The 20,365-nt window shown below is 71.6% G+C and carries 23 protein-coding genes; 20 read left to right on the forward strand and 3 right to left on the reverse strand.

Annotation, left to right across the window (positions count from 1 at the left end):
* Nucleotides 1-83 precede the first annotated feature (83 nt).
* Nucleotides 84-737: an adenylate kinase gene (adk, locus tag JI742_RS10930; RefSeq protein WP_201826812.1), complete on the forward strand. Its 654-nt coding sequence runs from the start codon at nt 84-86 to the stop codon at nt 735-737.
* A 272-nt stretch (nt 738-1,009) separates the two neighbouring features.
* Here adk and JI742_RS10935 read toward each other — a convergent pair whose 3' ends face one another.
* On the reverse strand, nt 1,010-2,587 hold the full coding sequence (locus JI742_RS10935; RefSeq protein ID WP_201826814.1) for a UbiD family decarboxylase domain-containing protein: 1,578 nt from the start codon (nt 2,585-2,587) through the stop codon (nt 1,010-1,012).
* Nucleotides 2,588-2,822: 235 nt separating this feature from the next.
* Between JI742_RS10935 and JI742_RS10940 the strand changes: the two genes are divergently transcribed.
* From JI742_RS10940 to JI742_RS11030, 19 genes are all read left to right on the forward strand, one after another.
* Complete coding sequence (locus JI742_RS10940; RefSeq protein WP_201826816.1) at nt 2,823-3,842, forward strand: lytic transglycosylase domain-containing protein; 1,020 nt, start codon at nt 2,823-2,825, stop codon at nt 3,840-3,842.
* Between the two features lie 229 nt (nt 3,843-4,071).
* A complete protein-coding gene (gene glyA / locus JI742_RS10945; RefSeq protein ID WP_201826818.1) occupies nt 4,072-5,322 on the forward strand; it encodes a serine hydroxymethyltransferase in 1,251 nt (416 codons plus the stop codon).
* 95 nt (nt 5,323-5,417) lie between these two features.
* Complete coding sequence (nrdR, locus tag JI742_RS10950) at nt 5,418-5,861, forward strand: transcriptional regulator NrdR (protein WP_201826820.1); 444 nt, start codon at nt 5,418-5,420, stop codon at nt 5,859-5,861.
* Between the two features lie 108 nt (nt 5,862-5,969).
* Nucleotides 5,970-6,542: a prepilin-type N-terminal cleavage/methylation domain-containing protein gene (locus JI742_RS10955; RefSeq protein ID WP_201826822.1), complete on the forward strand. Its 573-nt coding sequence runs from the start codon at nt 5,970-5,972 to the stop codon at nt 6,540-6,542.
* 9 nt (nt 6,543-6,551) lie between these two features.
* Nucleotides 6,552-7,046, forward strand: a complete 495-nt coding sequence (locus tag JI742_RS10960; RefSeq protein WP_201826824.1) for a type IV pilin protein — start codon at nt 6,552-6,554, stop codon at nt 7,044-7,046.
* A 5-nt stretch (nt 7,047-7,051) separates the two neighbouring features.
* Nucleotides 7,052-7,690 (forward strand): hypothetical protein, encoded by a 639-nt coding sequence (locus JI742_RS10965; RefSeq protein ID WP_201826826.1) that lies wholly within the window; start codon nt 7,052-7,054, stop codon nt 7,688-7,690.
* The gene (locus JI742_RS10970; RefSeq protein ID WP_201826828.1) at nt 7,656-9,002 is read left to right on the forward strand and encodes a hypothetical protein; all 1,347 of its coding nucleotides are present in this window, start codon (nt 7,656-7,658) and stop codon (nt 9,000-9,002) included. Before JI742_RS10965 ends, JI742_RS10970 begins: the two co-directional genes overlap by 35 nt.
* Before the next feature lie 9 nt (nt 9,003-9,011).
* Entirely contained in the window at nt 9,012-10,079 is a 1,068-nt protein-coding gene (locus JI742_RS10975) for a hypothetical protein (protein WP_201826829.1), read from the forward strand.
* Between the two features lie 55 nt (nt 10,080-10,134).
* Nucleotides 10,135-11,274, forward strand: coding sequence for a bifunctional diaminohydroxyphosphoribosylaminopyrimidine deaminase/5-amino-6-(5-phosphoribosylamino)uracil reductase RibD (ribD, locus tag JI742_RS10980; RefSeq protein ID WP_201826831.1), 1,140 nt, complete (start codon nt 10,135-10,137; stop codon nt 11,272-11,274).
* Between the two features lie 59 nt (nt 11,275-11,333).
* Nucleotides 11,334-11,990: a riboflavin synthase gene (locus tag JI742_RS10985; protein WP_201826833.1), complete on the forward strand. Its 657-nt coding sequence runs from the start codon at nt 11,334-11,336 to the stop codon at nt 11,988-11,990.
* 52 nt (nt 11,991-12,042) lie between these two features.
* Nucleotides 12,043-13,137: a bifunctional 3,4-dihydroxy-2-butanone-4-phosphate synthase/GTP cyclohydrolase II gene (gene ribBA, locus JI742_RS10990; protein WP_201826835.1), complete on the forward strand. Its 1,095-nt coding sequence runs from the start codon at nt 12,043-12,045 to the stop codon at nt 13,135-13,137.
* 75 nt (nt 13,138-13,212) lie between these two features.
* The gene (gene ribH / locus JI742_RS10995) at nt 13,213-13,677 is read left to right on the forward strand and encodes a 6,7-dimethyl-8-ribityllumazine synthase (protein WP_201826837.1); all 465 of its coding nucleotides are present in this window, start codon (nt 13,213-13,215) and stop codon (nt 13,675-13,677) included.
* Entirely contained in the window at nt 13,674-14,231 is a 558-nt protein-coding gene (nusB, locus tag JI742_RS11000; RefSeq protein ID WP_201826838.1) for a transcription antitermination factor NusB, read from the forward strand. The genes ribH and nusB overlap by 4 nt, the downstream gene beginning before the upstream one ends.
* A 27-nt stretch (nt 14,232-14,258) precedes the next feature.
* Nucleotides 14,259-14,786, forward strand: coding sequence for a YbgC/FadM family acyl-CoA thioesterase (locus tag JI742_RS11005; protein ID WP_201826840.1), 528 nt, complete (start codon nt 14,259-14,261; stop codon nt 14,784-14,786).
* 48 nt (nt 14,787-14,834) lie between these two features.
* Nucleotides 14,835-15,518, forward strand: a complete 684-nt coding sequence (tolQ, locus tag JI742_RS11010; protein ID WP_201826842.1) for a protein TolQ — start codon at nt 14,835-14,837, stop codon at nt 15,516-15,518.
* Between the two features lie 16 nt (nt 15,519-15,534).
* The gene (locus tag JI742_RS11015; protein WP_201826844.1) at nt 15,535-16,026 is read left to right on the forward strand and encodes an ExbD/TolR family protein; all 492 of its coding nucleotides are present in this window, start codon (nt 15,535-15,537) and stop codon (nt 16,024-16,026) included.
* The gene (tolA, locus tag JI742_RS11020) at nt 16,023-16,934 is read left to right on the forward strand and encodes a cell envelope integrity protein TolA (RefSeq protein WP_201826846.1); all 912 of its coding nucleotides are present in this window, start codon (nt 16,023-16,025) and stop codon (nt 16,932-16,934) included. The genes JI742_RS11015 and tolA overlap by 4 nt, the downstream gene beginning before the upstream one ends.
* A 68-nt stretch (nt 16,935-17,002) precedes the next feature.
* Nucleotides 17,003-17,584 (forward strand): sigma-70 family RNA polymerase sigma factor, encoded by a 582-nt coding sequence (locus JI742_RS11025; RefSeq protein ID WP_201826848.1) that lies wholly within the window; start codon nt 17,003-17,005, stop codon nt 17,582-17,584.
* An 11-nt stretch (nt 17,585-17,595) separates the two neighbouring features.
* Nucleotides 17,596-17,790 carry a zf-HC2 domain-containing protein gene (locus JI742_RS11030; protein WP_201826849.1) on the forward strand — a complete coding sequence of 65 codons (195 nt, stop codon included), beginning with the start codon at nt 17,596-17,598 and terminating at the stop codon, nt 17,788-17,790.
* A gap of 43 nt (nt 17,791-17,833) precedes the next feature.
* On the opposite strand, the gene JI742_RS11035 is transcribed toward JI742_RS11030, so the two are convergent.
* Together JI742_RS11035 and JI742_RS11040 are read right to left on the reverse strand one after the other, a co-directional pair.
* Nucleotides 17,834-18,790 carry an alpha-E domain-containing protein gene (locus tag JI742_RS11035; RefSeq protein ID WP_201826851.1) on the reverse strand — a complete coding sequence of 319 codons (957 nt, stop codon included), beginning with the start codon at nt 18,788-18,790 and terminating at the stop codon, nt 17,834-17,836.
* Between the two features lie 52 nt (nt 18,791-18,842).
* Nucleotides 18,843-20,276, reverse strand: coding sequence for a circularly permuted type 2 ATP-grasp protein (locus tag JI742_RS11040; RefSeq protein WP_201826853.1), 1,434 nt, complete (start codon nt 20,274-20,276; stop codon nt 18,843-18,845).
* Nucleotides 20,277-20,365: the final 89 nt, after the last annotated feature.

Genomic DNA, 20,365 nt, shown 5'->3' on the forward strand with positions numbered 1-20,365 from the left:
CCTCACCCGAGGTCTGCGGATGACATGGCGCGGACATTTTTCTGGCCGTGGTGCAAGGGCACCGCAAAGAGCACGAGGAACGGATGAGACTGATCCTGTTGGGAGCGCCCGGCGCGGGCAAGGGCACGCAAGCCGCCTTCATCTGCCAGCGTTACGGCATCCCGCAGATTTCGACCGGCGACATGCTGCGCGCGGCGGTCAAGGCCGGCACCCCACTGGGCCTGGAGGCCAAGAAGGTGATGGACGCGGGCGGCCTCGTCAGCGACGACATCATCATCGGCCTGGTCAAGGAACGCATCACCCAGCCGGACTGCGCCAAGGGCTTCCTCTTCGACGGCTTCCCGCGAACCATCCCGCAGGCCGACGCGATGAAGGCCGCCGGCGTCAAGCTGGACCTGGTGCTCGAGATCGACGTGCCCGACGAGGCCATCGTCGAGCGCATGAGCGGCCGCCGCGTGCACGTGGCCTCGGGCCGCACCTACCACGTCAAGTTCAACCCGCCCAAGGTGGAAGGCAAGGACGACGCGACCGGTGAGGACCTGATCCAGCGCGACGACGACAAGGAAGCCACCGTCAAGAAGCGGCTGGAGGTCTACCAGAGCCAGACGCGTCCGCTGGTGGACTACTACTCGGCCTGGTCGGCCACTGGCGATGCCTCCGCGCCGCGCTATGCGCGCATCCTCGGCTTGGGCACGGTGGAAGAAATCACCGCCCGCGCGCTCGCCGCGCTGGGCTGATCCGCCCCCGGGGCGGGCGCAGCGCCGGCCCCCAGAAACAAGAAACCCCGCCCGCCGTGAGGCGGACGGGGGTTGCGGCCGAAGCCGCTGGCGGCCAGTCGAACCGGACGGAGGGGCCGGGGACCGGACCGCGGAGGCCCAGGGATGGACCTCGGTGCATGCCCTCAGGGGCGTCGCCATCTTGCGACCGCGCCGCCCGTCTTGACCAGCGGGCATTGGCTATCGGCCCGGGCCGCGCCCGCTGGGCCGGGCTATCCCTCAGCGGCGATCCCTCAGCGACGATCCAGGCCCAGGCCGGCGACGATGCCCGCCACCCGCTGCGTGACCTCGGGCGACATGCTGAGGGCGCGGCCCCATTCGCGGTCGGTCTCGCCCGGCCACTTGTTGGTTGCGTCGAGGCCCATCTTGCCGCCCAGGCCGCTGACGGGGCTGGCGAAATCCAGGTAGTCGATGGGCGTCTGCGGCACCAGGGTGGTGTCGCGCACCGGGTCCATGCGGGTGGTGATGGCCCAGATCAGCTCCTTCCAGTCGCGCACGTCCACGTCCTCGTCGGTGACGACGATGAACTTGGTGTACATGAACTGCCGCAGGAAGCTCCACAGCCCGAACATCACGCGCTTGGCATGGCCGGGGTAGGCCTTGCGGATGCTGATGGCCGCCAGACGGTAGCTGCAGCCCTCGGGCGGCAAGTAGAAGTCGACGATCTCCGGAAACTGCTTCTGCAGGATGGGCACGAAGACCTCGTTGAGCGCGACGCCGAGGATGGCGGGCTCGTCCGGCGGCTTGCCGGTGTAGGTGGAGTGGTAGATCGCCTGGTGGCGGCGCGTCAGGCGCTGAAGCTCGACGACCGGGAACCAGTCCTGCTCGTTGTAATAGCCGGTGTGGTCGCCGAAGGGCCCTTCGAGCGCATGCAGGTAGCCGTTCTTCTCCTTGAGCGGCACGCCGTCGGCGCTGTGCCCGACAAAGCCGGGCGCCGCCGGCGGGATGTGCCCCTCCAGCACGAACTCGGCGCTGGCCGGCACCTGCAGCCAGCGGCCGGCCTCGCCGACCGCGGTGTCGACCACCTCGGTGCGGCTGCCGCGCAGCAGGCCGGCGAACTGGTATTCACCCAGGGTGTCGGGCACCGGGGTGACGGCGCCGAGGATGGTCGCCGGATCGGCCCCGAGCGCGGTGACCACCGGGAAGGGCTGGCCGGGATTCGCCCGCGCGAAGTCGCGGAAATCCAGCGCGCCACCGCGATGCGCCAGCCAGCGCATGATGGTCTGGCGCGGGCCGATCTTCTGCTGGCGGTAGATGCCAAGGTTCTGGCGCGCGCGCGGGTTCGGCACCGACTGCGGCCCGCGGGTGACCACAAGGCCCCAGGTGATGAGCGGCCCGGCATCGCCGGGCCAGCAGGTCTGGATGGGCAGCGCGCCGAGGTCGATCTCGCTGCCTTCGAGGACTTCCTCCTGGCAGGGCGCGCTTCGCAGGCGCTCGGGCTTCATCGACCACAGGGCTTTGCCGAGCTGGAGCAGCTTGCCGGCATCCTTCAGGCCGCGCGGCGGCTCGGGCTCTTTCAGGCTGGCCAGGAGCTGGCCGATGGTGCGCAGCTCGGCCACTTCGCTGGCGCCCATGCCCAGGGCCACCCGTCGGGGGGTGCCGAAGAGATTGGCCAGCACCGGCACCGTGCCGGGCCGGGAACCCGGTGCTTCCACCGGGGTCTCGAAAAGCAGCGCAGGGCCTGCGGCACGCAGCGTGGCGTCGGCAACGGCTGTCATCTCCAGCCGGGGCGAGACCGGCTCGCGAATGCGGCGCAGCTCGCCACCGGCTTCCAATCCTTGGATGAAGTCCCGCAAATCCCGGTATTTCATGCTTTGGCGGAATGATCCGCGCCTTCTTTATGGTTGACAGGTTATTTGAAGCGTCCCTAGACTGCGGGCCGTCCCTAGGGATAACCCGCGCCACGGTCGTGGCGCGACGCTGCCGATGGTCCCCACCCGGGGGTCCGCCCGCTTGAGGCCGACCCGTTCCACCCGCCGGGGGATTATCGAATGGGGGGTGCAGACGGTTCTTTCCGTCCCGCGACCACCCCAGGAAAGGAGAGACATGACAGCGTTCCAAGCCATCGCCAAGGTGGGCGCGGCTGCGCGTGACGCGCTCCGGCGCACCGCCCTGGCCGTCTTCCGCCCGATCGCGGTCTTCGTCAAGGACGCCGGCCACGGCCTGCTGGAGGTCTGCCACAACTCCCTGGCCCTGCTGGGCCTGGGCGTCGTCGCGGCCAGCCTGTTTCTGGCCGGCCGCCCGGAACTGCGCGAAACCCTGGAGCTTCGTGCCCTGGGCTGGCTGCAAGTCCGGCAAGACCTGCGCACCGAGGCCGATCCCAATGTCACCGTCGCCCTCGCCGAGCCGGGCGCGATCGAACGCGTGACCGCGGCCGACCCCAGCTCCTTGACCCGCCAGCAAGCGGCCATCGCCCAGTGGCTGTCGCGCCGCTACCGCGTGGCGCCCGAGCCCGTCAGCCGCCTGGTGCAGGAAGCCTGGGAAGCCGGACGCCGTGCCAAGCTGGACCCGACGCTGATCCTGGCAGTGATCGCGATCGAGTCGCGCTTCAACCCCTTCGCCCAAAGCCCCGTCGGCGCCCAGGGCCTGATGCAGGTCATGACCCGGGTGCATGACGAGAAGTACGAGAACTTCGGTGGCAGCCTGGCGGCGCTCGATCCGCTGGCCAATCTGCGCGTCGGCGTGCAGATCCTGAAGGAGGCGATCGACCGGACCGGGTCGATCGAGGGCGGCCTGAAGCATTACGTCGGCGCCGCCAACCTGCCCACCGACGGCGGCTACGCACTCAAGGTGCTGTCGGAGCAGTCGCATCTGCTGCGCATCTCGGGCGGGCGCCAGCTCACCCTGCTGGCGCCGCAGGCCGAGGCCCTGCCGCTGCCCTCCATCCCGGCGGATGACTCGCCGAGCACCCGGCCGGAGCCGGCCGAAGGACCTGTCGGCGTGGAGGGCACGCCCTCGCCGCTCGGGCGGGACCTGGCGGTGCCGGACACCCGCTCGCTCAGCCTGTGGCGGCCGGCGCCGGCGGCCTCGGCGGCTGAACGCCGGCAGCTCGCCTCGTCGCGCTGAGGCCGCGCGGGCAAGCGCCGGGCGGATCAGCGGCGCTTAACCCCGCGGTCACAATCCCTGAGGCTTGCGCCGGAAGGGCCGCCGCTACACTGGTTTGAAGCTGCTGCAATGTCGGCAGTCCTCGCCTCCGGGGCTCCGGCGGCCACCCTGAAGGACCCCAACGCCCTGGGCGGGACGGTTCGGCAGCTTGCAGGCAGCCCCCTCTTGCCATCCTTGTCGGGACACCCTCATGTTCGATCGCAGCACTTCGACCATCGCCAAAATCGACCCGGACCTCTGGGCAGCCATCCAGGCGGAGAACCACCGCCAGGAAGCGCACATCGAGCTGATCGCGTCGGAGAACTACACCTCGCCGGCCGTCATGGAGGCGCAGGGCACCCAGCTGACCAACAAGTACGCCGAGGGCTACCCGGGCAAGCGCTACTACGGCGGCTGCGAGAACGTCGACGTCGTCGAGCAACTCGCCACCGACCGGCTCAAGCAGATGTATGGCGCCAACTTCGCCAACGTCCAGCCCAACTCCGGCTCGCAGGCCAACCAGGCCGTCTTCCTCGCCTTGCTCCAGCCGGGCGACACCATCCTGGGCATGAGCCTGGCCGAAGGCGGTCACCTGACCCACGGCATGGCGCTGAACATGTCGGGCAAGTGGTTCAAGGTCGTCAGCTACGGCCTGAATGCGGCCGAAGAGATCGACTACGACGCGATGGAGCGTCAGGCCCATGAGCACAAGCCCAAGCTGATCATCGCCGGCGCCTCGGCCTATGCCCTGCGCATCGACTGGGCGCGCTTCGCCAAGGTCGCCAAGGATGTAGGCGCCTACCTGATGGTGGACATGGCCCACTACTCGGGCCTGATCGCCGCCGGCGTCTACCCGAACCCGGTGCCGCATGCCCATGTGGTGACCTCGACCACCCACAAGAGCCTGCGCGGCCCGCGCGGCGGCATCATCGTCACCAACGACGAAGACATCGCCAAGAAGATCAACAGCGCCGTCTTCCCCGGCCTGCAGGGCGGCCCGCTGATGCACGTCATCGCCGGCAAGGCCGTGGCTTTCCACGAGTGCTTGCAGCCCGGCTTCAAGGTTTACCAGGAGCAAGTGCTCAAGAACGCTGCGGCCCTGGCGGACACCCTGACCGAGCGCGGTCTGCGCATCGTCAGCGGCCGCACCGAGAGCCATGTGATGCTGGTCGACCTGCGCGCCAAGGGCATCACCGGCAAGGACGCCGAGCGGGTGCTGGGCGAGGCGCACATCACCTGCAACAAGAACGGCATCCCCAACGACCCGCAGAAGCCGATGATCACCAGCGGCATCCGCCTGGGCTCGCCGGCCATGACGACCCGCGGCTTCAAGGAAGAACAGGCCCGCCTGACCGCCCACCTGGTGGCCGATGTGCTGGATGCGCCCAACGATCCCGCCCGCATCGCCGAAGTGCGCGCCAAAGTCGAGGCCCTGACCCGCGACTTCCCGGTCTACCGCTAAGCCTCTCGCGGCGGCCCCGGCCGCCGCTGCTAAGCTCCAACGACCCGCCTGCGCGAGCCCCGCGCGGCGGGTCGTTTCATTTGGAGTCCCGGTCCATGCGCTGCCCCTTCTGCCTGCATGAAGACACCCAGGTCGTCGAGACCCGGGGCTCGGACGAGGGCACGGTCATCCGCAGGCGCCGGCGCTGCCCCTCCTGCGACAAGCGCTTCACCACCTACGAGCGGGCCGAGCTGGCCATGCCCACCGTCGTCAAGAAGGACGGCACCCGGGTCGACTTCGACCGGGCCAAGGTGCGCGCCTCGATGCAGCTCGCACTGCGCAAGCGCTCGGTCAGCATGGACCAGATCGATGCGGCGGTGGCCCGCATCGAGGAGGCGCTGCTGGCCGCAGGCGCCAACGAGACGCCCTCCAGCCGCATCGGCGAGCTGGTCATGCGCGAGCTGATGAAGCTCGACAAGGTGGCCTATGTGCGCTTCGCCTCGGTTTACCGCAGCTTCGAGGGCGTCGACGAGTTCAGCCGCCTGATCCGCGAGATCTGAGCCTCCCTAGACCGTGGACGGCGCTCCCCTGCGCGGGGGACGCAGGCCGGCGACCGGCCCCTTAAGGTGACTCCAACGGCCCCTTTGCACGGGCCGAGGGAGTGCCCCATGAGCTGCGCCCGCGTCCCCATCGTCGCCCCGCCCACGCGCACGCGGACCGGCGGCCTGACCCTGGTCGAGCTGCTGGTCGGCCTGGCCATCGGCAGCGTGCTGATCGGCCTGGGCGCGCCGGCCTGGCAGGACCAGCTCGAACGTCGGCGGCTTGAAGGCGGCTTGCAGCATCTGCGCAGCGAGTTGCAGCTCCTGCGGCTGGATGCCGTGGCCCGGCAGCAGACGCTGCGGCTGGGCTTCGGCGAGGGCCCCGGCCTGGGCAGTTGCTTTGTCAGCCACACCGGCCCGGGCGGCGCCTGCACCTGCAACCCGGCCGATGGCAGCCTGCATTGCAGCCCCGGCGCCCAGGCCCTGCGCAGCCAGCATTGGCCGGCGGCCGGCAAGGTGGCGCTCAGCAGCAATGTCGCGAGCCTGGCCGTCTCGCCCCTGCTCGGCACGCTCAGCCCCAGCGCCACGCTCAAGCTGGTCGACAGCCGGGGCCGCGAGCTGCGCGCCGTGCTCAGCGTGATGGGCCGGGTGCGCAGTTGCCAGGCCGGCGGCAGGGCCTTGCCCGGCCATCCCGCTTGCTGAGGCTCCGGCATGTACCCCGCCCGCGCCCCTTCCCGTCGCCGGCCCGGCTGGACCCTGGTCGAACTCGCCCTGGTGCTGGGCCTGCTCACCCTGCTCAGCAGCCTGACCTTGCCGGGCTACCTCAGCGCGCTGCGCGAAGGCCGGCGCAGCGAGGCCCTGGGCCTGCTGATGGAGATCGAGCTTCGGCAGGCCCGCTGGCAGGCCATCCGCGGCGACTACAGCAACAACCTCGGCAGCGAGGGCCTGGCCTTCGATCCGGCGAATGCCCACAGCACGGCGGTGCTTTCCGACAGCGGCCGCTACCGCATCGAGCTCGAAGCCGTCAGCGCCAGCGGCTACCGCCTGCGGGCCCTGGGCCAGGGCAGCCAGGAGTCCGACCTGGCCTGTCGCCTGCTCGTGCTGGAACAGGCTTCGGCCCAGACGCTGCGGCTGGCCGGGCCGGCCCCGGAATCGCTGAGCGAGGTCGGCAGCTCGGCCAGCGCAAGACGCTGCTGGAAGCTCTGAGGGCCATGACTGCTGCGCGACCATGCCGCCGGGCTCGCGGAAGCACGCTGGTCGAGCTGATGCTCGGCCTGGGCCTGAGCCTGGCCCTGCTGGCCGGCGGTCTGCGGCTGATGCTGCTGCAACTCGATCTGCTGCACCGCGCCGCCCTGGCGCGGCAGCTCGACCAGGACCTGCGCGCCGCGAGCGAGCTGATCGTGCGCGAGCTGCGCCGGGCCGGCCACTGGCAGGCCGCGCTCGATGGCGGCACCGCCTCCAATCCGAACACGGCCCTGCTGCTGGGCGGCAGCCCGGGCAGCGCCACCCTGGCCTATGCCTACGACGAAGGCGGTGCCGTGCAGCGCCGCATGCTGCGGCTCAACAGCGGGGTGCTGCAGCTCCAGCTCAGCCCGGGCAGCAGCTTCCAGGCCCTCACCGATCCGGCCTCGACCCGTGTGCTGAGCCTGGGCCTGAACCTGGACAGCGCGGACCAGGCCGTCCATGTGGTCTGCGGCCCCGACACGCTCGCGACCGTGCCCCGGCAACAGCGGGCGCTGAGCCTGCTGCTGCAAGCCGAATCGCCCGCCGACCCGAGCATCCGGCGCGAAGTGCGGGCCCGCCCGCGACTGCGCAATGACCGGCTCCCGGCCCCACCCTGCCTGGGCTGAAGGCCGCCGGCCGCGGGGCCTGGTCTCGCTCGGCCTGGGCAGCCTGATGCTGCTGGGCCTGGTGATCCTGGCCGGCCTGGGCCTGCGGGCCCTGCTGGCCGAGCTCAAGGCCGCCCACAGCCAGGTGCAGACCTTGCGCGCACGCGAAGCCGCCGAGGCCGGTGCCGCCTGGGGCCAGGTCTTCCTCAACCAGGCCCAGGTCGCGGGCCTTGCCGGCTGCGGCATGGCCACGCTGCGCGACCGCCTGCTCCAGCCCCTGCCCGCCTCCGGCGCCCTGCAGCCCGTGCCGGTCGAGGCCGGCCAGCGCGCCGGCTGCCGGCTCGATCCGGGCGGGCCGGCCTGCGATTGCCCGGCGGCCGCGCCGGGAGTGCTCAGCCCGCCCGCCCTCGGCGGCTCCGCGCCGGCCTTCACCCTGAGGCTGCAAGCCCCGGCGGGCTCGGCCGCCGCAGCGGCCGGCGGCCTGCTGATGCGGGTGGAGGGCTGCAGCCAGGCCCTGGGCGCCTGCCTCGGCGGCACGGGGCCCGAGGCCCCGGCACGGGCCCAGCTCTCCGTTGGCTTGCAGCTCCGCCCCCTGCTGCAGCGCCTGCCCCGTGCGGCGCTGACGGCCGGCGGCCGGGCGCGCCTGTGCGCCCCGCTGCATCTGGAGAACCAGGATCCGGCCGAAGCCGGCCTGCTCGTGCATGCCGGCCTGGCGCTGGAACGTCCGGGGGCGGCGGGCGGCCTGGCGCCCTGCCCGGCCGGCCTGGCGCTGTGCAGCGGCGAGGGCTGCGCCGGCCTGCGCCTGCATGTCCCGCCCGGCCTGCCGGCGCTGGAGGCCCTGGTCGGCCCCGATGCCGCCCTGAGCCTGCGGCTCGGCACGCCGGAGGCCCTCAGCCGCAGCATCTTCGGCCTGCCGCCCGAGCTGGCCCGGCAGGCTCCCGGCTGGCAGCGGGTGGGGGCGGCGTCGGCCGAGGATGCGGCAGTCCGCCTGGTCGAGGCGGTGGCCGCCGGGGCGCGGCGGGTCTGGGTCGAAGGGCCGCTGACCCTGGATGCGCCGGGCGAGCTGGGCTCGCCCACCTCGCCCCTGCTGCTGTGGGTGGACGGCCCGGTGCACTGGCGCGGCGGCGGCCGCCTGCACGGCCTGCTGCTCGCCCCCGCCCTGCAGGTGGACCCGCCGGCGCCGGGCCCGGAGATCCACGGCGGCGTGCTGCTGTCCGGCGACTTCGATGCCGAAGCCGCGCTGTGGCTGCGGCATGACGCCGAGCTGCTCCAGCGGCTGCGGGCCCAGAGCAGCCTGCTGCTGCCGCAGCCCGGCAGCCTGCGGGATTTCTGAGCGCCGGCCATGAAGCCGCGCCCCGCCCGTCGACCCGGCAGCGCGCTGCTGGAGGCCCTGCTGCTCGCCAGCCTGCTGGCCCTGGGCTTGCTCGCCGTCACCGGCTTGCAGCAGCGCATGGCGGCCGACGGCCGGGAGGCCGGCCGGCTGGCCGAGGCGGCGCAGATCGCCGCCTCGGTGCTCGATCACTTGCGCAGCCAGACCGAGGCCGCCGCGCTGCAAGCCGCGGTCGAGGCGCCGGGCAGCCTGCTTGGCGCGCTGGCCCCGGCCTCGGCCCCCCACAGCCTGGAACTCGCCCTGGGCGCCAGCGCCACGCTGCACACCCTCAGGCTGAGCCTGGCCTGGCCCGACGGGGCCGGCAGCAGCACGCGCCTGCACGTGGACAGCCTGATCGCCGAACCCGCCCCGGCCTGGATCGGCGGACCGGCCGCGGCCCCGCTCGACTGGCTGGCGCCGGACAGGGTGCAGCGCCTGGGCCTGGGCGGGTCGATGGCCAGCGCGCCCGGCCTGGCCCTGGCGCCCGGTGAGCTGCTGCTTGCGCTCGACGGCGAGCACTGGGTGGCCGACGCCGCCGACGGCAGCTTGCGGCAGCGCTGCAATGCCGCGGGCGCATGCGTAGATGTGAATGCGCGGCTGCTCGGCGGGCATTTGCTGGGCGCCGGCGCCGCCGCGGTCGAGCGTCTGGACCTGGTGGCCACCGAAGGCCTGCAAGCCGATGTCGACCTGGACCCCGGCCCCGGCCTGGCGCGGGACGGGCATTTCTGCCGCCTGGCGCCGATGGGCTATGGCGATCCCGCCTGGCCGGAGGGCAGCCGCGGCTACCTCTGCCTGCTGCTGCTGATGGAGACGCCCGGCGCGGTGCCGGCCTGGGGTGGCCGCCTCCAGCTTCAGGCGGCCTCGGCGCCCGCGGGCAGCGTCGCCTGCCGCTTGCTGGTCACCCTGGCCCCCAGCTTCGACGCCAGCGCCAGCCCGCCGCGCTACCGCGGCGAAACCGGCTCGCTCAGCCGCCAGCACCTGCTGCTGCGGCCGGGCGAGCCCTGCCCGCCCGGCAGCGCACTGCACCAGGTCCTGCCTTGAGGCCGGGCGGCGCCCCGGGGCCGAGCTGGCCGGCGGCCGGGGACAATCGCGCCCCATGCTGCCGCCCCTCGCCCCCGCCCACTTGCAGGCCGCGCTCGACGAAGCCACGCGCGCCATCGGCCTGTCCGAACCCAACCCCCGCGTCGGCTGCCTGCTGATCGATGCCGAGGGCCGCGAGATCGCCCGCGGTCACACCCAGCAGGCCGGCGGGCCGCATGCCGAGATCGTCGCCCTGCGCGCCGCCGAGGCCGCCGGCCGGCCGGTGCGCGGCGCGACCGCCATCGTCACGCTCGAACCCTGCAGCCACCACGGCCGCACGCCGCCTTGCTGCGATGCGCTGGTGGCGGCGGGCCTAGCGCGGGTCGTGGTGGCCAATGTCGATCCCAATCCCCTGGTCGCCGGCCGCGGCCTGGCCCGCTTGCAGGCCGCCGGGCTGCATGTCGAGCTGCTGGCCGACAGCGACTGGGCGCATGCATGCCGCGAGCTGAACCTGGGCTTCTTCTCGCGCATGGTCCGCGGGCGGCCCTGGCTGCGGATGAAGATCGCCGCCTCGCTCGACGGCCGCACCGCGCTGGAGAACGGCGCCAGCCAGTGGATCACCGGCGAGGCCGCGCGCCGCGACGGTCATGCCTGGCGGCGCCGCGCCGGCGCCGTGCTGACCGGCATCGGCACCCTGAAGGACGACAACCCGCGCCTCGACGTGCGCCTGGTCGAGACCGCCGTGCAGCCGCTGCGCGTCGTCGTCGACGCGCGGCTGGAGACCCCGCCCGATGCCCGCCTTTTGCAGCCGCCGGGCCGGGTGTGGATTTATCACGCGGTCGATGCCGAGGCGCCGGAGCATGCAGCCCGCGCCGCCGCCCTGCGCGCCGCCGGCGCCGGCCTGAGCTGCCTGCCCGACGCGCAGGGCAAGGTCGACCTGGCCGCCATGCTGGACGCCCTGTCGCGCGACCATGCCGTCAACGAACTGCATGTCGAGGCCGGGCACAAGCTCAACGGCTCCCTGGTGCGGGCCGGCCGGGTCGACGAGTTCCTCGTCTACCTTGCGCCGCGCCTGCTGGCCGGCGGCCTGCCGATGGCGAGCTTCGGCCCCCTGAGCGCGCTGGACCAGAGCCTGGACCTGCGCTTCGAGCGGGTCGACACCGTCGGCGGCGACCTGCGCCTCATCGCCCGCCCGCCGGGCCGGGCACGGTTCTGAGACCCGCCTTCCCGGCCCCTGGCGCCCGGGGGCCGGAGCGGGCCGGCGACAATCTTGTGATGTTCACCGGCATCGTCAGCGGCCTCGGCCGCATCCTCTCCGTCGACCCGCTGGGCGACGGCCCGCAGCATGGCAAGCGCCTGCAGATCGAAACGCCGCCGGGCTGGCTGGCCGGCGTGCAGCCCGGCGACAGCATCGCGATCAACGGCGCCTGCATGACCGTCACCCGCTTCGACGCCCCGCCGGCCCCGGCGCCCGGCAGCTTCAGCGTCGATGTGTCGGCCGAAAGCCTGCGCCTGACCGCCGGCCTCGACCGGCCCGGCCCGGTCAACCTGGAACAGGCCCTGCGCGCGCACGACCGCCTGGGCGGCCACCTGGTCAGCGGCCATGTCGATGGCCTGGGCACGGTCGAGGTCTTCGAGCCGGTCGGCGAGAGCTGGCTGCTGGCCGTGCGCGCACCGGCTGCGCTGGGCCGCTTCCTGGCGGTCAAGGGCTCGATCACGGTCAATGGCGTCAGCCTGACCGTGAACCGGGTGGACGACGCGGCCGAGGGCTGCCGCTTCACGATCAACCTGATCCCGCACACCCTGGAGCACACCACCCTGGGCACGCTCGCGCCCGGCGCGGCCGTGAACCTGGAGGTGGACCTGATCGCGCGCTATGTGGAGCGCATGCTGGCGGCCGGCCCCGGCCAGCCCGCCGCCGCCCGCGACTGAGGCGTCGCCCTGCCCAGGGTTGCCCCGGGGGCCCCGCCTACAATCCCGCCCCATGCCGATTGCCCCCGTCCCTGAGCTCGTCGCCGACATGGCGGCCGGCCGCATGGTCATCCTCGTCGACGAGGAAGACCGCGAGAACGAGGGCGACCTCGTGATGGCCGCCGACCTCGTGACGCCCGAGGCCGTGAACTTCATGGCCAAGTTCGGCCGCGGCCTGATCTGCCTGACCCTGAGCCGCGAACGCTGCGAGAAGCTGCGCCTGCCGCCGATGACGCAGCGCAATGGCGCGCAGCACGGCACGGCCTTCACCGTGTCCATCGAAGCAGCCGAGGGCGTGACGACCGGCATCTCCGCCGCCGACCGCGCCCACACCATCCGCACCGCCGTGGCCCCGGGCGCGCGGGCCAGCGACCTGGTCCAGCCCGGCCACATCTTTCCGCTGCAGGCCCAGGACGGTGGCGTGCTGGCCCGCGCCGGTCACACCGAGGCCGGCTGCGACCTGGCCCGCCTGGCCGGCCTGAGCCCCGCCGCCGTGATCTGCGAGATCATGAACGACGACGGCAGCATGGCCCGGCTGCCCGACCTGGAAGTCTTCGCCCGCGAACACGGCCTGAAGATCGGCACCATCGCCGACCTGATCGGCCACCGCAGCCGCCACGAGACTCTGATCGAGCGCGTCAGCCGCCGCCCGCTGCAAACCGCCCAGGGCCTGTTCGACTGCACCGCCTACCGCGACCGTTCCGGCAGCGTACACCTGGCCCTGTCGCTGGGCCAGTGGCAGCCGGGCGAGGAAGTGCCGGTGCGGGTGCATGAGCCGCTGTCGCTGATCGACCTGCTCGATGTCGGCAGCAGCAGCCACTCCTGGCCCCTGCCCCAGGCCCTGGCGGCGCTGCAGCAAGCCGGCCGTGGCGTGGCCGTGCTGCTCAATGCCGGCGATGCGGGCGAAAGCCTGCTCGCCGCGCTCGACACCAGCGCCCAGGCCGGCCCCGCGCCGCGCAGCCAATGGGACTTGCGCACCTACGGCGTTGGCGCCCAGATCCTGCGCGACCTGGGCGTGCGCAAGATGAAGCTGCTCGGCAGCCCGCGCCGCATGCCCAGCATGACCGGCTTCGGCCTGGAGGTGAGCGGCTACCTCGCCGCCCGCTGAGCGCCGCACCCGGCCGCCGCGCCGGGGCCCGATCGATCCTGCTTGTTCCTGTTCTTTTTTCTCACGGTCCTCCCCATGCAAGGCGCTGATCAAGGCAAGACCGCCCAGGCCCTCGACGGCCGCGGCCTCAAGGTGGCCCTCGTCCAGGCCCGCTTCAATGCGCCGCTGACCGGCGCGCTGGTCAAAGCCTGCCGGGCCGAGCTTCTGGCCCTGGGCGTGGCCGAGGCCGACATCAGCCTGCACACCGTGCCCGGCGCGCTGGAAGTGCCGCTGGCGCTGGAGGCGCTGGCGCGCCGCGGCGGGGTTGACGCCCTGGTCGCGCTCGGCTGCATCGTGCGCGGCGAGACCTACCACTTCGAACTCGTGGCCAACGAGAGCGGCGCCGGGGTCACCCGCGTCGGCCTCGACCACCGCCTGCCGATCGCCAACGTCATCCTCACCGTCGAGACCGAGGCCCAGGCCTGGGCCCGCATCGACAAGGGCCGGGATGGCGCGCAAGTGGCGGTGGAAATGGCCCGCCTGATGAAAGCCCTGTCGTGAGCACCCCCGTTCCCCATCCCGATCCGTCCGCGGCCCCCGCGGCGGATGCCGCGCCCGCCGCCGCGCGCCCGCGCGGTCCGCGCAGCGGCAAGCCCGCGGCCCGCGTCCCCGGCCAGAAGTCGGCGCGCCGCCGCTCGCGCGAGATCGCCGTGCAAGGCCTGTACGAATGGCTGGTCGCCGCCACAGAAGCCGGCCTGATCGACGCCCACATGCGCGAGCAGGAGGAGTTCCCTCTCGCCGATGCCAAGCACTTCGACCTGCTGCTGCACGGCTGCATCGGCGAAGCCGCGCTGCTCGACGAGGTGCTGGCACGCCACACCGACCGACGCACCACCGAGCTTTCGCCGGTCGAGCATGCGGTGCTGCTGATCGGCGCCTACGAGCTGCGGCATTGCCTGGACGTGCCCTACAAGGTCGCCATCAACGAAGCCGTCGAGCTGGCCAAGGCCTTCGGCGGCACCGACGGCCACAAGTACGTCAACGGCGTGCTCGACAAGGCCGCGGCCGAGCTGCGGCCGGTCGAGGTGGCCGCCCGCCGCGGCGCCGCGCGCTGAGCCCCGGCCCGAAGCCCCCCGCACCGCATGGCCACCGCACCCGTCCTGCGCAGCGTGCCCGTGCCGGCCGGCCCGGCCGCTGCGGGCACCGAAGTCTTCCGCCATGTGCTGCGGGTCTACTGGGAGGACACCGATGCGGGCGGCGTCGTGTTCTATGCGAACTACCTGAAGTTCTTCGAGCGCGCCCGCACCGAGTGGCTGCGCGCCATGGGCTGGGCGCAGTGGACCCTGCGCGAGCGCGAGGACCTGATCTTCGTCATCGCCGACACCCAGGTACGCTACCTGCGCCCGGCGCGGCTGGACGACCGGCTCGCGCTCAGCGTGCGGGTGCTCGACGCCGGCCGCAGCCGCCTGACCATCGCCCAGCAGGCCTGGCGCCTGGCCGACGAGGCCAGCGAGGCCGGCCCGCCCGGCAGCGAAGCGCCCGGCCCGCTGCTGGCCGAAGGCCTGATTCGCATCGCCTGCGTCGAGGCCAGCAGCTTCCGCGCGCGCCGCTTCCCCGAACAACTGCTCAGCCGCCTGCCGCCGCCGGAGCCGCCGGCCGCGCCGGCCTGAGCCGTCCGCAACGTCCTTCCTGAACGCCTTCCGACCGAGCCTGTCCGCATGAACTCGCAAGACCTGTCGATCTTCAACCTGATCCTGCAAGCCAGCCTGGTGGTGCAGCTCGTGATCGCGCTGCTGGTGGCCATGTCGCTGGCCAGTTGGGCGGCGATCTTCTCGAAGTACATCGGCCTCAAGCGCGTGCGCCAGGCCAATGAGGGCTTCGAGCGCGAGTTCTGGTCGGGCAATGCCACGCTGCAAGCCCTCTACCAGGAGGCCGTGCACACGGCCGAGCAGGGCGGGCCGCTCAACCGCATCTTCGCCGCCGGCATGCGCGAGTTCCTGAAGCTGCGCGAGAAGAAGGTCAGCGACGGCGCAGCCTTGCTCGACGGCGCCCGCCGCGCGATGCGCGCAAGCTACCAGCGCGAGCTCGACACCATCGAGTCGCGCCTGTCCTTCCTGGCCTCGGTCGGCTCGATCTCGCCCTATGTCGGCCTGTTCGGCACGGTGTGGGGGATCATGCATGCCTTCACTGGCCTGGCGAACCTGCAGCAGGTGACCCTGGCCACCGTGGCCCCCGGCATCGCCGAGGCCCTGGTGGCCACCGCCATCGGCCTGTTCGCCGCCATCCCGGCAGTGCTGGCCTACAACCGCTTCTCGCGCGACATCGACCGCGTCGCGATCCAGATGGAGACCTTCATCGAGGAGTTCTCCAACATCCTGCAGCGCAACAGCAGCGCCGCCTGACCGGAGGGAGACACTCATGCCCGCGATGGCCAGCCGAGGCGGTTCACGCCGCCGCACGATGAGCGAGATCAACATGGTCCCGTTCATCGACGTGATGCTCGTGCTGCTGATCATCTTCATGGTCAGCGCCCCCCTCATCTCGCCCAGTTCGATCGACGTGCCCTCGGTCGGCCAGGCCAAGCGCGCGCCGGACCGCGTGATCGAGATCGTCGTGGCCAGCGACAACCAGCTCAAGCTGCGCGTCAACGGCCGCGACCATGCCACCGTCAGCGCGGCCGACCTGGCCGGCCGGGTCAAGACCCTGCAAGACCAGACCGAACCCGGCCTGACCGAAACGCCCAAGGCGGGCGCTGCGGCGGCGCCGCGCGCGGTCGATCCGGCGTCGATCACCCCGGTGATCATCTCGGCCGACCGCAACATCAAGTACGACGAAGTCGTCAAGGTCATGGACAGCTTGCAACGCGGTGGCGTGCAGCGCATCGGCCTGGCGGTGAAGACCGGCTCATGAACGCACCCACGGCCACCGTGCCCCTGCCGGATACGCTGCGCCCGCGCGACGCAGACGCGCCCGGGCCGGGCATCGGCCTGGCCTTGCTGGCGCACGCCCTGCTGCTGATTGGCCTGAGCCTGAACCTGGACTGGCGCTCCAGCCCGCCGCAGGGCCTGGAAGCCGAGCTCTGGGCCGCCGTGCCGGTGGTGGCTGCGCCGCAAGCGGTCGAGCCGCCGCCCACGCCGGCCCCGCCGCCCCCACCGGCCCCGGCCCGCACGGCCCCGCCGCCGCCACCCCCGCCGCCGCCCACGGCCGACCGCGAGGCTGAGATCGCGACCAAGCGCCGCGAGGCCGCCCAGGCCAAGGCCGAGGCCGAGCAGAAGAAGATCGAGGCCAGGAAGCGCGAGGCTGCCGAGCAGCAGAAGCGCGAAGAGGCCGCGAAGAAGCTCGACGAGGAGAAAGCCGCCAAGGCAGAGAAGGCTCGCCTCGCCGCCGAGAAGGCTGCCGAGGAAAAGGCCCGCCGCGAGGCTGCCGAGGAGGCGACGCGCGAAGCCATCCGCAGCGAGCAGCTCAAGCGCATCGCCGGCCTGGCCGGCGCGACCGGCGCCCCCACGGCCACCGGCAGCGCGCTGCAATCGGCCGGCCCCTCGGCCAGCTATGCAGGCCGCATTGCGGCGCGCATCCGGCCGAACATCGTCTACACCGAGAACCTGTCGAGCAACCCGATCGCGACGGTGCGCATTGAGGTCACGCCCGACGGCCGCATCCGCGGCATCCGGCTGAGCCGCAGCAGCGGTGTCAAGAGCTGGGACGAGGCCGTCATGCGCGCCATCGCCAAGACCGAGGTGCTGCCGCTGGACACCGACGGCAGCATCCCGCCCGAAATGGAGCTGATCTTCAACCGCCAGGAACTCGGCATCCGCTGACCCAGGACTGCCCTGGCTGTCAGGGCCTGCGTACACTGCGCCCGCTCTCACCCCCGCCGAAGGACACCGTGTCGAACGATCTCGCCGCGCTGCTCGAAGATCTGCGCCCCCAGTTGATGCGTTACGCCCGCTTGCAGACCCGCAACGAGGCCTGGGCCGAGGATGCGGTCTCCGAGACCCTGCTGGTCGCGCTGGAGAAGCCCGGCAGCTTTGCCGGCCGCTCGCAGCTCAAGACCTGGCTGATCGGCATCCTCAAGCACAAGCTCGTCGACCAGTTGCGCAAGCACAGTCGAGAGATCACCGTCGGCCAGCGCGCCGAGGGCGAGGAGGACCGCCGCGACGAGATCGAGGCCCTGCTCTTCGACGACAACGGCGGCTTCCGCGAGATGCCGGTGGAATGGGGCGACCCGCAGGCGGTGATCGGCCAGCAGCAGTTCCTGGCCGTGCTCGATGCCTGCGTCGAGGTGCTGCCCGAACGCCTGGGGCGCGTCTTCATGATGCGCGAGTGGCTGGAGCTGGAGACCGAGGAGATCTGCAAGGAACTGGGCATCACCTCGACCAACCTCTGGGTCATGCTGCACCGTGCCCGTTTGCGACTGCGGGAATGCCTGCAGGTCAAATGGTTCGGTGAAACCTCCACGGCGGCCTGAACCCGACTGCCATGAAGTTCCTTGACCGTAGCTGCCTCGAAGCCGCCCGCCTGCTCTCCAAGCGGGCCGATCATCGCCTGACGCTTGTCGAGCGCCTCGCCCTGCGCCGCCACCTGGCGGTCTGTGGTGCCTGCCCGCGTTTCGCGCGGCAGGTGGATTTGCTGCGCAGCGCCGTCGGGCGCTGGAAGCAGTACACCGAGGACTGAGGCACCCCGGCCTGCGGGAGCCTCACGGCCTCAGCGGCAGGCCTCAGGCCGGCACGAGGAAATCGCGGCTGATGCCGAAGCCCAGGTCGTTGACCCGGTCGAGAAAGGCCGTCAGGTAGGCGTGCAGGCCGGTGGCCAGGATCTCGTCGATCCGGCCGTAGCGCAGGTCGGCCCGCAGGCGGCCGGCGCGGCGGCGGGTTTCCTCGCTCTGCGGATTGGCCACCAGTTCGAGGTTGGCCACCACCTCGTTGATGCAGGCCACCAGCGAACGCGGCATGTCCGGCCGCAGGATCAGCAGCTCGGCCACGCGCTCGGGCCGGATGGTGTTGCGGTAGACCTTGCGGTAGACCTCGAAGCCGGAGACCGAGCGCAGCACGCTGCTCCAGTGATAGAAGTCGATCTCCAGCGGCTCGCGCTGCACGCCCTCGCCGAAGAACTCGCTGTCGGCCGCGTGGTACTTGGCATCGAGCAGGCGGGCGGTGTTGTCCGCACGTTCGAGGAAGGTGCCGATGCGCATGAAGTGGAAGGCCACGTCTTGCAGCATGGTGCCCAGGGTGACGCCGCGCGAGAGGTGCGAGCGGAACTTGACCCACTCCAGGAATTCGCCCGGATCGCGCCGGTGGGCCCCGCCGGCGATCAGGCGCTTGAATTCCAGCCAGGTGGTGTTGGCCGTCTCCCAGACCTCGGTGGTCAGGGTGCCGCGCACGGCGCGGGCGTTCTCGCGGGCGGCGCGCAGGCAACTGTGGATGGAGGCCGGGTTGGCCTCGTCGGCGACCATGAAGTCGATCACCGCACGCGGACTGATCTTGCCGTGCTTGGCCAGGAAGTCGCGCAGCAGCTCGGAGATGCCGAGCAGGCCGCGCCAGCCCTGCTCGGCGGCCTCGCTGGTCTGCGGCAGCAGCGAGGCCTGGTAGTTCACGTCGAGCATGCGGGCGGTGTTCTCCGCCCGTTCGGTGTAGCGCGCCATCCAGAAGAGGTGGTCGGCGGTGCGCGAAAGCATGGTGGTCTCCCGGGTGCGTGGATCGATGCGTCGTGTCGTCGCGGGGACGCGCTCAGGATTCGAGAACCCAGGTGTCCTTGGTGCCCCCGCCCTGCGAGGAGTTGACGACCAGCGAACCCTCCTTGAGCGCGACGCGGGTCAGGCCGCCGGGCACCATCTGCACCGACTTGCCGCTCAGCACGAAGGGCCGCAGGTCGATGTGACGCGGCGCGATGCCGCTCTCGACATAGGTCGGGCAGGTCGACAGCGCCAGCGTCGGCTGGGCGATGTAGTTGGAGGGGTTGGCCAGCAGATGGGCGCGGAAGGCCTCGATCTCCGCCTTGCTCGCCGCCGGGCCGACCAGCATGCCGTAGCCACCGGCCCCGTGCACTTCCTTGACCACCAGCTCGTCCAGATGGTCCAGCGTGTATTGCAGGTCGTCCTTGTCGCGGCAGAGGTGGGTGGGCACGTTCTGCAGGATGGGCTTCTCGCCGAGGTAGAACTCGATCATCTTCGGCACATAGGGGTAGATGGACTTGTCGTCCGCCACCCCGGTGCCGATGGCATTGCAGAGGGTCACATTGCCGCGCCGGTAGACATCGAGCAGGCCGGCGCAGCCCAGGGTCGAATCGGGCCGGAAGGCGGTGGGGTCGAGGAAGTCGTCGTCGACGCGGCGGTAGATCACGTCGATGCGCTTCGGGCCCTGCGTGGTCCGCATGTAGAGGTAGCCGTCCTTGACGAAGAGGTCCTGGCCCTCGACCAGCTCGATGCCCATCTGCTGCGCCAGGAAGGCGTGCTCGAAGTAGGCCGAGTTGTACATGCCCGGCGTCAGCACGACGACGGTGGGATCGTTTACGCCCGAGGGCGAGACGGTACGCAGCGTCTCCAGCAGCAGGTCGGGGTAATGCGCGACCGGCGCGATCCGGTGGCTTTCGAACAGCTCGGGAAAGAGCCGCATCATCATCTTGCGGTTCTCGAGCATGTAGCTCACGCCGCTGGGCACGCGCAGGTTGTCTTCCAGCACGTAGTAGGTGCCGCTGCCGTCGGGCTGGGCGGCCCGCACGATGTCGACCCCGGCGATGTGCGAGTACACGCCGCCGGCCACGTCCACGCCCACCATCTCGGGCCGGAACTGGGCATTGCGGGTGATCTGCTCGGCCGGGACGATGCCGGCCTTGAGGATCTCCTGGCCGTGGTAGACGTCGTGGATGAAGCGGTTGAGCGCATTCACGCGCTGGCGCAGGCCCTTCTCCATCTCGCGCCACTCGTGGGCGGGAATGATGCGCGGGATCAGGTCGAAGGGGATCAGGCGCTCGGTGCCCGAGCCGTCCTCGTCCTTCGCGCCGTAGACGGCGAAGGTGATGCCCACCCGCCGGAAGATCAGCTCGGCCTCGTCGCGACGGCTGCGCATGGTTTCCGGGGACTGGCCCTGCAACCAGCGGCCGTAGGCCTCGTAGTGCTTGCGGACGGCCGCATCGGCGGCGTGCATTTCGTCGTAGCGTTTCATCGTGATTCCCTCAAGCCGAAGGGATCCTGCAGGGATTGTGCCGACCCAGGGCTGTGCGCCGGATCGCCTTCTCGACGCAGGCATGCCCG

The organism is Piscinibacter lacus, assembly GCF_016735685.1.
Lineage (GTDB): Bacteria > Pseudomonadota > Gammaproteobacteria > Burkholderiales > Burkholderiaceae_C > Aquariibacter > Aquariibacter lacus.